The 13,158-nt window shown below is 29.5% G+C and carries 12 protein-coding genes; 6 read left to right on the top strand and 6 right to left on the bottom strand.

Annotation, left to right across the window (positions count from 1 at the left end; genetic code table 11):
• Window positions 1-94: 94 nt before the first annotated feature.
• The gene (gene lepB / locus BMY86_RS10570) at window positions 95-775 is read left to right on the top strand and encodes a signal peptidase I (protein ID WP_091468892.1); all 681 of its coding nucleotides are present in this window, start codon (window positions 95-97) and stop codon (window positions 773-775) included.
• A 70-nt stretch (window positions 776-845) separates the two neighbouring features.
• Here lepB and BMY86_RS10565 read toward each other — a convergent pair whose 3' ends face one another.
• The 6 genes from BMY86_RS10565 to holA all read right to left on the bottom strand — a co-directional run bounded on the left by BMY86_RS10565 (window position 846) and on the right by holA (window position 9,176).
• Window positions 846-2,960, bottom strand: a complete 2,115-nt coding sequence (locus tag BMY86_RS10565; RefSeq protein WP_177177167.1) for a tetratricopeptide repeat-containing hybrid sensor histidine kinase/response regulator — start codon at window positions 2,958-2,960, stop codon at window positions 846-848.
• 144 nt (window positions 2,961-3,104) lie between these two features.
• Window positions 3,105-4,796, bottom strand: coding sequence for an energy-dependent translational throttle protein EttA (gene ettA / locus BMY86_RS10560; RefSeq protein ID WP_091468885.1), 1,692 nt, complete (start codon window positions 4,794-4,796; stop codon window positions 3,105-3,107).
• A gap of 166 nt (window positions 4,797-4,962) precedes the next feature.
• On the bottom strand, window positions 4,963-5,139 hold the full coding sequence (locus BMY86_RS10555; protein WP_091468882.1) for a CAL67264 family membrane protein: 177 nt from the start codon (window positions 5,137-5,139) through the stop codon (window positions 4,963-4,965).
• Window positions 5,140-5,387: 248 nt separating this feature from the next.
• Complete coding sequence (locus tag BMY86_RS10550; RefSeq protein ID WP_091468880.1) at window positions 5,388-5,954, bottom strand: hypothetical protein; 567 nt, start codon at window positions 5,952-5,954, stop codon at window positions 5,388-5,390.
• Entirely contained in the window at window positions 5,954-8,137 is a 2,184-nt protein-coding gene (locus BMY86_RS10545; protein WP_091468877.1) for a response regulator, read from the bottom strand. Before BMY86_RS10545 ends, BMY86_RS10550 begins: the two co-directional genes overlap by 1 nt.
• Window positions 8,138-8,174: 37 nt before the next feature.
• Complete coding sequence (gene holA / locus BMY86_RS10540) at window positions 8,175-9,176, bottom strand: DNA polymerase III subunit delta (RefSeq protein ID WP_091468873.1); 1,002 nt, start codon at window positions 9,174-9,176, stop codon at window positions 8,175-8,177.
• A 64-nt stretch (window positions 9,177-9,240) separates the two neighbouring features.
• Between holA and BMY86_RS10535 the strand changes: the two genes are divergently transcribed.
• The 5 genes from BMY86_RS10535 to BMY86_RS10515 all read left to right on the top strand — a co-directional run bounded on the left by BMY86_RS10535 (window position 9,241) and on the right by BMY86_RS10515 (window position 13,124).
• Complete coding sequence (locus BMY86_RS10535) at window positions 9,241-9,681, top strand: type I restriction enzyme HsdR N-terminal domain-containing protein (RefSeq protein WP_091468870.1); 441 nt, start codon at window positions 9,241-9,243, stop codon at window positions 9,679-9,681.
• Window positions 9,682-9,722: 41 nt separating this feature from the next.
• Window positions 9,723-10,712 (top strand): glycosyltransferase family 2 protein, encoded by a 990-nt coding sequence (locus tag BMY86_RS10530; protein ID WP_091468866.1) that lies wholly within the window; start codon window positions 9,723-9,725, stop codon window positions 10,710-10,712.
• Window positions 10,713-10,989: 277 nt separating this feature from the next.
• Window positions 10,990-11,823: an OmpA/MotB family protein gene (locus BMY86_RS10525; protein WP_091468864.1), complete on the top strand. Its 834-nt coding sequence runs from the start codon at window positions 10,990-10,992 to the stop codon at window positions 11,821-11,823.
• A 242-nt stretch (window positions 11,824-12,065) separates the two neighbouring features.
• Window positions 12,066-12,338 (top strand): DUF4242 domain-containing protein, encoded by a 273-nt coding sequence (locus BMY86_RS10520; protein WP_091468860.1) that lies wholly within the window; start codon window positions 12,066-12,068, stop codon window positions 12,336-12,338.
• Window positions 12,339-12,431: 93 nt separating this feature from the next.
• Complete coding sequence (locus BMY86_RS10515; RefSeq protein ID WP_091468857.1) at window positions 12,432-13,124, top strand: SanA/YdcF family protein; 693 nt, start codon at window positions 12,432-12,434, stop codon at window positions 13,122-13,124.
• Window positions 13,125-13,158: the final 34 nt, after the last annotated feature.

Genomic DNA, 13,158 nt, shown 5'->3' with positions numbered 1-13,158 from the left:
AAAGTCAAGAAACCTAACGGAGTGGTTAGGCATTGCTAGTCATTGCACAGCAAGGATTTCCTTACTTTTCGAATATTAAAAAAACAAAACTCACATGAACAAAAAACTAAAATATGTACCTATAGGTATCAGTATTATAATTGTACTTTATTTTTTATTGTCGTTAACTGGAATTTTTAAAACATATAAAAGTCCAACTACTTCAAACGAACCAAATTTAAAATTGAATAGTTGGTTTTTTGCAACTAATTTAATAGAACCAAAAATTGGAGATTTTGTTTGTTATGAGAATGAAAATCCACATTTTGGAAAACAAACTAGAGTACATAGATTATGTGGAATGGAAAATGATGTTATTGAAATAAAAAACGGTGTTGTTTTTCTTAATGAAAAAAATTTGGACGAAAACACAGAATTGATTCATAATTATAAAATAGCACAAGAAGATTTTAATAAAATTAACACCAGCGTAAAACTTACAGAAAAAAATGGTGTGCATCAACTTGATCACAATACTTTTATAATTGGTTTAGAAACTTCAATAGCTAAAAAATATAATCTGAACTCTAAAAGACTACTTGACGAAAAAGGAAAACCAGATCAATACATTTCTGCGGTTTATAAAAACAATTGGAATAAAGATAATTTCGGACCAATAAAAATCCCAAATGGAAAAGTATTTGTTTTGGGTGACAATAGAGACAACTCAGAAGATTCAAGATATATAGGTTTAATAAACCAATCGGATATTATTGGAGTGGTAATAAGTAAATAAGGTTTAGTAAAACATTCAATAACTTCAAACATCAAACAAAAAAAAGAGCAACCTTCCAGTTGCTCTTTTTTTACAAATGTCTATCAATAATCAATTGTAAATCTTTAAACTCAAACGGTTTTACTAAAATATCGCTAATACCGTTCGATTGTACCTCATCTAATACTTCGTTTCTATCGGAAGCAGTTAAGGCGATAATTGGCGTGGTAATGCCTAATTCGCGTATTTGTTTAGAAGTTTCTATTCCGTTTAATACCGGCATGTGAATGTCCATTAATATTAAGTCGAATGGTTTAACCTTAATAATGTCAATCGCTTCTTGTCCGTTTTCCACAATGGTGCATTTATGATGGCATTTTTCCAATAATTTTTTGGTTACCATTTGGTTGATTTTATTGTCTTCTACAACCAAAATATTCAAGTTGGCAATATGAGGTTTCGCTTTTTCCTCATGTTCGCTTATATCGCTTTCTAATTCCGATTTAACATACGGTAATTGTATGTTGAATTGGGTTCCTTCGTTAATTTTACTTTCTACAGTAATAGTTCCGTTAAACAATTCTACTAATTTTTTAACGATGGAAAGTCCTAAACCTGTTCCTTTGTACTGATCTTGCAACTGAACGTCTAATTGCACAAACTTATCAAATATTTTATCCAAATATTCTTCTGGAATTCCTATTCCGTTATCGATAACCGAAATTTTAATAAACGTTACTTCGTTTTCTTCAATCAAATTAAAAACAATTTTTACATGTCCGTTTTTAGTAAATTTTAGGGAATTACTAATTAAATTGATTAAGATTTGAGAAAAACGAGTTAAATCGGTTTTAATGAATTGCGGAACTGATTCGTCAAAATTTAAAATGATGTCGTTGTTGTTAGAACGAGCAATGACTTTTAAACTCTGTTTGATGGTTTTAACTTCTTTGCGTAATTCTACGTTTTCGAATTTTAATTCGAACTTCTCATCTTCAATTTTATAAACATTTAAAACGTCGTTAATTAAGGATAATAAATAGTTAGACGAGAATTTTAATGCTTTGAAGTATTCGTTGTTTTTTAATTCTTTATGCTCGCTTTCAATTATGTCGGCCATACCGATTACTCCGTATAAAGGTGTTCTTAGTTCGTGACTCACATTGGTTAAAAACTGAGATTTTAAAATAGATGCTTCTTCCGATTTTTGTTTTGCAATTTTCAATTGTTCGTGGGAAACATTCAGCTTTTTGTTTAATTCTCTATATTCTAAGTAGTTTTTAAATATAAAGATTAAGAAAATCAATAAAATACCTGCGAAGAACAAACTCATTTTTACCAACTTGGAAGAGGCGTTCATTTTTTGATCTTGCACTTTCTTTTCGGTTGCAATTTTCTGAATTTTATTATTCATTTCTAACACATCGATAGAAGTACCCGCAAATTTAATATCCTGACTTCGGGTTTTTAATTCCAGTTCGTCTTGAAGTTTATCGTGTTTTTCTAAATAAAATAATGCTTTTGCAATATTGTTATTCTTCTTGTAAAACTTATAAATTTCATCGTAGATTTCTACTTCATTTGGCTTATAAAACTCAACATTATTTTCTTTTAAACGTTCTATTACAAGGTTGTAATTTTTCTCGGCTTCTATATTTTGATTTTTACTCGAATAATAATTACCTAAAAGCGTGTAATAGGTAACATACATTTCAAATTCGTTTTTATCTTTTAAGGTAGGAATGATGCGATCTAAATACTTTTTACCTTCTTCATATTGTTCTAGTTTAAAATAAACATCTGCAATGTTTAATTCGGTAAAAGCAATATCTAATAAATCGCCATGCATTTTGGAATACTTATAACACTTCAAATAATAATCCAATCCTATTTTTGGATTATCCAATCGAAAGAAATAAAGGTTTCCGGTATTGTTATACAAATATTCAATTTGTTGAACATCATTTGCTTTTAAGGCATATTTTATTCCTTCAGTATAATAATAAAGTGCTTTTTTAAGATCGGAAAATTCTTCGTAATTTAAACCTATAATGTTGTAGGCTTTTGCAGAATAACTATAATCGTCGTTTTCGAAGGAATATTTTAATACTTTTTGTGCATTGTCTAAAGATGACTTACAATCGAGTTTGTTTAAATCGTCAATAGCTTTTTTTAGTGTGGTTTTTGCTTCCTCTTTGTTAGTCACGACAGATTGAGCAAAATTAAATTTGTGGAAGACAAGAATAAAAAAAAGTAATAAAATTAACCTTGTTCTCATTTCATTTTATTGAAGTATTGTAAAAATAAAAAAATCCTGACATAAATCAGGATTTTAATAGGATTATTTTAATTAACGAATTAATTTTTTGTATTTGATTCGAGTAGGTGTTACTTCTTTACCTAAACGTTTGCGTTTATTCTCTTCATACTCAGAGAAACTTCCTTCAAAGTAATACACTTGAGAATCTCCTTCGAATGCTAAGATATGTGTACAAACTCTATCTAAGAACCATCTGTCGTGAGAAATAATTACCGCACAACCCGCAAAGTTTTCTAAACCTTCTTCTAAGGCACGTAGTGTATTAACATCTAAATCATTCGTTGGCTCATCCAGTAACAAAACGTTTCCTTCTTCTTTTAAAGTCATCGCTAAGTGTAAACGGTTTCTTTCACCACCTGATAAAGTTGAAACTTTTTTGTTTTGATCGCTTCCACCAAAGTTGAAACGTGATAAATACGCTCTTGAATTTACTTGACGACCACCCATCATGATTAATTCCTGACCGTCACAGAAGTTTTCCCAAAGTGATTTATTTACATCAATATTCGCGTGAGATTGATCTACATAAGCGATTTTTACTGTATCACCAATTGAAAAACTACCACCATCAGGTTGTTGCTCACCCATAATCATTTTGAAAATTGTTGATTTACCAGCACCATTTGGTCCGATAATTCCAACAATACCTGCTTGTGGTAAAACGAAATTTAAATCGTCGTATAATAATTTATCTCCAAATGCTTTAGAAACATTTTTCGCTTCAATTACATTTGTTCCTAAACGTGGACCATTAGGAAAGTAGATTTCTAATTTTTCGTCTAGTTCTTTTTGATCTTCGTTTAATAATTTATCGTAGTTCTGTAAACGTGCTTTTTGTTTCGTTTGGCGACCTTTAGCTCCTTGACGAACCCATTCTAACTCACGTTCTAAGTTCTTTCTGCGTTTAGAAGCTACTTTTTCTTCTAACGCCATTCTGTTCGATTTTTGCTCTAACCAAGACGAATAGTTTCCTTTCCATGGAATACCTTCTCCTCTATCCAACTCTAAAATCCAACCTGCAACGTTATCTAAGAAATATCTATCGTGCGTTACCGCGATTACTGTTCCAGAATATTGTGCTAAATGTTGCTCTAACCATAATACTGATTCTGCATCTAAGTGGTTGGTAGGCTCATCTAATAATAAAACATCTGGTTGTTGTAATAATAATCTACATAAAGCAACACGACGTTTTTCTCCACCTGATAAAACCGAAATTGGAGTATCTGCATCTGGAGTACGTAAAGCATCCATTGCGATTTCTAATTTCGTATCGATTTCCCAAGCACCACAAGCATCGATTCTATCTTGTAAAACCGCTTGACGCTCCATTAACTTATCCATTTTATCGGCATCTTCATACACTTCTGGTAATCCGAAATCGTCGTTAATTTTGTTGAATTCAGCTAATAATTCGAAAATTTCTGCAGCTCCTTCACGAACTACTTCAAGTACTGTTTTTGATTCATCTAATTGTGGCTCTTGCTCTAAATATCCAACTGTGTAACCTGGAGCAAAAACAACATCACCTTGATAGTTTTTATCTACTCCAGCGATGATTTTTAATAAAGAGGATTTACCCGAACCGTTTAAACCTAAGATACCAATTTTGGCACCGTAGAAGAAACTTAAATATATATTTTTTAAGACTTGCTTATCTGAACCTTGATAGGTTTTACTCAATTTTTGCATTGAGAAAATGACTTTCTTATCGTCTGACATATTTTTGTTTATTTATTGTTATTTATTTTTATGTTGGATGTTTGTTGTTGGATGTTTGATGTTGAATGCTGGTTGTTGGATACTGAATGATTTATTAACTCATATAACTTCTAAGTTTCCGCTCAACTTTATTCGTAAATCCTAAATCGTAAATCGTAAATTGAACTTACATTCTACCTTTTAAGGCATTAAATACCCATGCATTGGCAAAAAAACCTACACCTACAGCTGCAAATCCCCAGCCTGCTACATCATCATATCGGTAAATAGCAAGACCAATAATAATGATACCCATAATTACCATAATTCCAGTAGCCCACGCTAAAACTGTATTTTTGTTCATAATCTTAATTTTTATAACATTTTGGAAGGCAAATATCGTGATTTTTTACGCTTTTATAAAATATTAAGCTACAAAATTCAACTCAACATAATTACTTCTGCATAATTTTTTAAGTATCTTTTTCATACTTGTTTCATACATCATCTATACTTCATACATACTTCTAGCATACACTCAGCATACACTCCTCATACATTCCCCATACACTAAAGCATGAAAAATTACATTTTTATAGGCTATTGAAAAGTTTAGTTCTGCTTTTCTTGAATGGTAAATTTCATTTTGAACAAGCTAATTAGTAGTATAAAAACTAATGTTCCCAATACGTTTACAATTAAATCTTTTATGGAAAATTCATCTAAAACAAATACAGGTTTTCCTTGAAAATAATTCTGAAAAAATTCATTAATCAATCCAATTAAGTTGAAGATAACAACACTTATTACAACTGATTTTGAATGATTAACTTTCCCAAAAAAAGAACTGTAATAATAAATCATTAAGCTAATTACAAATGCAAAAAGTAGATGTTCAATCGTATTTAAATTATCTTCTGTAGTTAGCGAAAACCCACACATATGAGCTCTAACAAACAAAACATAACTCACAAATAAGGTAAAAAATACTTGAGTTGTTTTAAATATCTTAGTGTTTGATTGATTCTTTTTTAGCAGTAAAATTTCAACATTAATAAAAAAGAAAATGATGTAGAAATATAGAATGGGTACTTTAATAAAATAAACAACAAATAGACTGATTACATAAAATAGTCTGGTTAAGTTGTTAATATTTCTTGCTAAAGCATTTGAATTCATTAAGCGCAATATAATTTTAAAACCATATCCAATTGATCAATTTTAATTGGTTTGTTTAAAATTTGATCGATTTCAGAATCCATAAAATTACTTTTATTTAATTCTTGAGAAATGGCAGTTAATGCAATAATTGGAACTTTTGGTTTTATCTTTTTTATTTGTTTAGATGCTTCAAATCCGTCCATAACTGGCATCATAATATCCATTAAAATTAAGCAATAATCGTTGCTTAAAGCTTTTTCTACTCCAACTTTACCATTTTCTGCTAAATCAGTTTCATATCCTTTTGAAGCAAGTATTTTCTGTATTAATATTTGATTAATTTTATTGTCTTCAACTATCAATATTTTATTGGAATTACATTTCTGAACATTTGTTTCTGAAGTAATTTCATTTTCAAGACTTTCGGAATTTTTCACCTCAACCTCTATTGAAAATTCGGATGTAGTACCAACGTTTTCTTCAGATTCTATGTTAAAATTTCCTTTCAATAATTCTACATTCTTTTTAACTAAAGCTAAACCTAAACCACTGCCACCATATTTCATATGAATTTCATCTGAAACTTGCTTAAATAATTCAAAAATAGTGGCTAAATTTTCTTTCGAAATTCCAATTCCTGTATCGCTAATTTTAAAATTTAAAACTTGTTTATTTCCTTCAATAGCTAAAACCGACACGTTAATTTTAACTTCACCTTTCGAAGTAAATTTTAAGGCATTATCTATTAAACAACTTAAAATTTGACTTAATCTAGTTTTGTCAATATAAATTAAATTGGAAACATTTGGTTCTATTGTAACGGTTATTGAATTTTCATTTTTAATTAATGCTTCATAATGTTTTATAATTAAGGCAAGAAGCTCTTTAATATCAACTATTTCATTATTCAACTTAATATTACTATCAATAACATTATAATCTATAACATTAGTTACCAATGTAATTAATTGATTGGATGCATTTTCTAAAAGTTCTAAGTTTTCTTTATTTTTTTCTTTTTCATCTTTACTAAATAAATACAAAACACCTTTAATCGCATTTAATGGCGTTCTTAATTCATGAGAAAATGAATCTAATAATTTTGTTTTTATATGAATTGTTTTTTGTAACTCGGCATTACTTTGAACCAATAATTTATTGTTTTTTGCTTTCAATCTGTTATTTAAAACCAGTAAAACAACAACTATTGTTAATAGAACCAAACCTGCAATTAGATAAAACTGCAACTTTTTTTGATAATCAATTTTCTCAATATTTGCTTTTATTTTTGTTTCCGAAACTTTAAGTGCATAATCATTTAACTTAATTTGATTTTCAAAACGAATGAACTTCAAGTTTTTTTGTCGAGCATTATTGGTTAAAATTTGGACTTTAATAAATGACTTATTAAAATAGTTTTTGGCTAAATCGGGTTTATTTTCTTCAATTGCAATTAAACCATTTAAATTCCAATACATAATTTGATTTCGCAAAGATGCAGTACTATCAAGGATTTTTAATCGATACGATTCATTAAGATTAGCCAAATGTTTTTTAGCTTCTTTTAAATGTTTTAAATTAACATGTGAAATTCCTTGAATAATTTCTATGTATTCATTTTTGTCTCCTTTATTTAAAATTTGTACAATGGTATCGTATTTTTTAGCATTTAAAATGGCTTCATTCCAATTATGAATGCGGAAATAAGCGTTGGCTAAATTATAGTACAAATCACTTCTTTTTTCTTTTGGAGTATACTTTTCTTGGTATTTTTTATAAGATGCTAAATATTTTTTTTGCCTTTCATAATCACTTAATAAGCTGGAATTTACTAATTGCATTTCGTAGTAAAAGGCTAATAAGTTTTCAAATTTATTTTCGGTAATAATTTTATAGGCTTTTTCTAAATAAAGTTCGCTTTCCTTTAAACCACTTTGAGTGTAGTAAACGGAAGACATATTTAAATAATAAGCGGCAGTATTGTATTCTTTATGTTTACCTGAGATATTGTTTTCAAAATTCTTTAATTTCTTGATGATATAGGTATAATCTTTAATATTCTCTGAATCAAGATATTTTAATGAACTTTTAAAAATAGAATCGTATTTGGGATTTTCTTTGAATTTTACAAAGTAACCTTGTCCATAAGAAATTATGGAAAATAGTAGTATAAGGATTAAAACAAGATTCTTTTTAAACATTTTGAGAGGCAAACAACTCAAATATAACAAAAAAAGTTTAATTAAAAATTTTATAAACCATTTCTTTAAGCATATCGCCTTCGTTCATGGATCCCGACCCTACTCCTTTCGATTTTACATCGATATCTCTAATAACCTCAACAATTTGGCTAACTTTACGCATTGGGAAATTTCTACCTGCTATTAAAATTTCGTCTACAAAAAACGGATTGATTGCTAATGCTTTTGCAACATTACCTTTAGATTTATCCTTTAAACCATGAAATTGTAATAATTGAGAAAAAAACGAAAACATTTGTCCGGTGATCAAAATCATTGGATTGTCTTTCGGATTTAAAGCAAAATGGTGAATGATACTATAAGCTTTTTCTTGATTTCTATTGGCTAATGCCGATTTCAATTCGAAAACATTATAATCTTTACTAAAACCAATATTTTCTTCTATGTTGTTGGGTGTAAACACATGTCCGGCAGGAAAAACAATCTTAAGTTTTTCTAATTCGTTGTTAATTTTAGCCAAATCGGTTCCTAAAAACTCGGCCAACATAGCTGCTGCTTTAGGCTGAATACCGTAATTACTACTTTTCAATACCTTTACAATCCATTCGGGAATTTGATTTTCGTACAATTTTTTACTTTCAAACCAAACGCCTTTATCTTTTAACGTTTTGAATATTTTTTTTCTACCATCTGGCTTATCTCGATAGGCAAAAACTAAAATGGTTGTAGGTTGTGGATGTGAAGCATAGGCTTCAAATTTTTCAAATGTTTTGGTTAAATTCTGAGCTTCTTTTACAATAACCACTTGGTAATCCGCCATCATCGGAAAACGCTTCGCAGTAGAAACTACTTCTTCCACAGAAGTATCTCTTCCATACATAACCACTTGATTAAATGCTTTTTCATCTTCGGTTAAAACAGTTTCTTCAATTAATTCGGAAATTCTATCGATATAATAGGTCTCTTCTCCGCAAAGAAAATATATTGGCTTAAAATTTCTTGATTTAATGTCGTTAACAATTTTTATTACTTCAGTCATTGTTTTTAGTAATCAGTGTTCAGTTTTTAGTTGGCAGTGAAAGAGAAAATACTATTTTTGCTACATGCAAAAATTGAATTTCAATAAATATACCTTTCGGTTCAAAAATAGTGAAAATAAAGTTGCCATTTTTGATGAAATTAGAAAAAAATTTGTGGTGTTAACTCCAGAAGAATGGGTTCGTCAGCATACTGTTCAGTTTTTAATTCAAGAATGCAATTATCCAAAATCGCTTATTAATGTTGAAAAACAAGTTCAAATTAACGGCATGAGTAAACGTTACGATATTGTTGTTTTTCGTTCTGATGGAAGTATTTTCTTAGTTGTAGAATGCAAACAACCTGAAGTAAGTATTAGTCAGCAAACCTTTGATCAAATTGCTCGCTATAATTTTACTTTGAATGCAGAATATTTGATGGTAACAAACGGTTTAAATCATTATTTTTGCCAAATGGATTTTGAAAAAGAACAATATACTTTTTTGAAAGAATTGCCTACATATTAAACAATAAAAAATGAGATTGCTTCGCAAGCTCGCAATGACGAATGAAAACAGCCGTAGTTATTTTAAATTGGAATGGTGCAAAGTTATTGCAACAGTTCTTACCTTCTGTAATTGAATTTTCTCCAAATGCTACAATTTACGTGGCAGATAATGCGTCGACTGATACGTCTATCGAAGTGTTAAAAAAGGAGTTTCCAACTGTAAAAATCATTCAAAACACTGGTAATTTCGGTTTTGCAAGAGGATATAACGAAGCCTTGCAGTTTGTAGAAGAACCTTATTATGCGTTAGTCAATTCGGATATTGAAGTTACTGAAAATTGGTTGAATCCAATTGAACGCATTTTTGATAACGAACCAAAAACCGCTATCATTCAACCAAAATTATTAGATTATAAAAAGAAAACGCATTTTGAATATGCCGGCGGTGCGGGTGGATTTATTGACAAATACGGATATCCGTTTTGTAAGGGTAGAATTTTCGATACGTTAGAAGCAGATTTAGGTCAGTACGATGAAGAAACTGAAGTGTTTTGGGCAACTGGCGCTTGTTTTTTTATTCGTAAAGAAGTTTACAGAACATTACAAGGTTTTGATGATGATTTCTTTGCACATCAAGAGGAAATTGATTTATGTTGGCGAGCAAATAACTTAGGATTCACAGCAAAATATTGTCCAGCTTCAGTAGTATATCATGTTGGTGGAGCTACTTTAAATGAATCTAATCCGAAGAAAACCTTTTTGAATTTTAGGAATTCGCTTTTAATGCTGACTAAAAATCTTCCGAAAGGTAAATTATTCCCAATCATCTTTACACGTTTATGCTTAGATGGAATTGCTGGAGTTCAGTTTATTTTTCAAGGAAAATTTAAACACTGTTTTGCTATTTTAAAAGCACATTTTGAATTTTATCACTTAATTTCTAGAAATAAAAAGAAAAGAAATACGGTTCAAAAAACTGATTATTACTACACAAAATCAATCGTTTGGAGTTATTTCGTGAAGAAAAAGAGAACATTTGATACTTTGTAATTTTTTTAAACACATAGGAACATAGTTTTTCTTTAAAATTGATTAAGACACTGCGCTTAGAAATAGTTCACATAAGTTGTTATGTATAAATTGTTTTTTAACATATAAGTCATTTAAGTTTTTCAGCTTTGCTGAAAGTTTAAAAAAACTTGCTACTATAAACAACTAACATCCAGCATCAAACAACTAACATCAAACTTTTTTTAACGAAATTTTCACTATTAATGCAACTTTGGTATGATTTTTTCTGTATAACTTTGTAAAAAATCCTATTAAAATGAGAAAAGTATTAGTTTTAGCCGCAATCGTTCCCTTTGTGCTTACGTCGTGTGTATCTAAAAAGAAATTCGCAGCGTTAGAAGCCAAACAAAAAGAAACACAAGATTTATTGAATTCAGCTACTGTAAAGTTAAATGCATGTTTAGCTGAAAAAGACGCTTTAAGTAATCAAGTTGATTATCTAAAAAAGAACAATTCTGATTTAATTAATAGTTCAAAAGAACTTACCGTTTTAACTACTAAAGGTGCAGAAAACCTTGAAAAATCATTAGAAAGTTTAAAAGAAAAAGATTTAAAAATTTCTCGTTTACAAGATGCTTTAACTAAAAAAGATAGTGTTACATTGGCTTTAGTTACGAGTTTAAAACGTGAAGTAGGAATTGACGATCCAGACATTAACATCAACGTTGAAAAAGGAGTTGTTATGATTTCTATTGCAGATAATTTATTATTCAAATCTGGAAGTTATGATGTGAATTTAAAAGCAAAAACTGTTTTAGCTAAAGTTGCGAAAGTAATTAACAGCAAACCAGATTTCGAGTGTATGGTTGAAGGTCATACTGATAATGTGCCAATTAAAAATGCAGTATTATTAGACAACTGGGATTTATCTGTAAAACGTGCTACTTCAATTGTTCGTGTATTACAAAACGATTTAGGAGTTAATCCAAAACAATTAATTCCAGCTGGAAGAAGTTATTTCATTCCTTTAGCTGAAAACGACACAGATGCTAACAAAGCTAAAAACCGTAGAACACGCATTATCATTATGCCAAAAATTGATCAATTCTACGATATGTTAGAAAAAGAAATGAAAACACTATCTAAGTAATTTTCAATCTTTAAATAAATTAGAGCGACTAAGAAATTAGTCGCTTTTTTTATTCATCAAATCCTATATTAAAAACAAAAATCAATAGCTATTTCGTTAAAAATCAGTACATTTGTATTTCGAATTTCAATCATCTACAATTAAAAATCGCCCACCATTCTGTAATGTGGAAACTAGAAACCACAGTAAAAAACAGGGCTAACCTAAATGCCAAAAGTTAGGTTAATTAAATTTTTTTAATCATGCCAAAATACGTAATTGAAAGAGAAATTCCAGGAGCAGGAAAATTGTCTCCTGAACAATTGCAAGCCATTTCACAAACATCTTGTGGTGTTTTAAGCAAATTAGGATCGGAAATTCAATGGGTTCATAGTTATGTAACTGACGATAAAATTTATTGTGTGTACAATTCACCAAATGAAGAATTGATTTTGGAACATGCTAAACAAGGCGGATTTCCAGCCAATACAATCAGTAAAGTATCCGCAATAATTGATCCTGTAACCGCAGAATAACAACAAAACAATCTAAAAAAATTAAGAAACGACTTAGAAATTTGTCGTTTTTTTTTGTGAGAAATAGCTATATTTGAAAGGTAAAACCATCACATGAAAACCTTCTTAAAAAAACACTTTAAAAAAATTCTAATAACAGGTATCCTAATAGGAAGTATCATTTTAAGCATTAACATTTATATAGTAAAATCTACAGAAAAATACGTTTACACTGATATAAAAAAGCTTCCGAAAGTAGAAGCAGTAATCGTATTAGGAGCTAAAGTAAGTAAAGAAAAACTATCGTATGTTTTAGAAGATCGATTAATTGCTGGCGTAAATATTATTTATGCAGATAAAGCTGAAGCCATATTATTATCGGGCGATCATGGTAGAAAAGAATACGATGAAGTAAACAGCATGCGTAAATACATAATCAGAAGAAATTTCAACATACAAAACGAACAAATTTTTATGGATCATGCCGGTTTTGATACCTATGACAGTATGTTTAGAGCTAAGGAAATTTTCAATATTAAAAGTGCGATAATTGTTACCCAAGATTTTCACATTAATCGTTCCGTTTATATTGCAAGAAGTTTAGGAATTGAGGCTTATGGATTTTCAGTTGATGAAAGCATGTATAAAGAAACCGTTCGATTTAATTGGAAAGCTAGAGAAATGCTCACTCGAGTAAAAGCATTTAAAGATGTATTACTAAATTCTAATCCGACCTATTTTGGAGAAAAAATACCTATTACAAGTAACGGAATGAAAAGTTGGGACACCATTGAAAAATCAAAATAAAATTAAAAGCGACAAATTTATTAGTCGCTTTTTT

It is taken from the genome of Flavobacterium urocaniciphilum, from assembly GCF_900110615.1.
GTDB classification, from domain to species: Bacteria; Bacteroidota; Bacteroidia; order Flavobacteriales; family Flavobacteriaceae; genus Flavobacterium; species Flavobacterium urocaniciphilum.
This window is presented reverse-complemented; position numbering and strand designations above follow the sequence as displayed.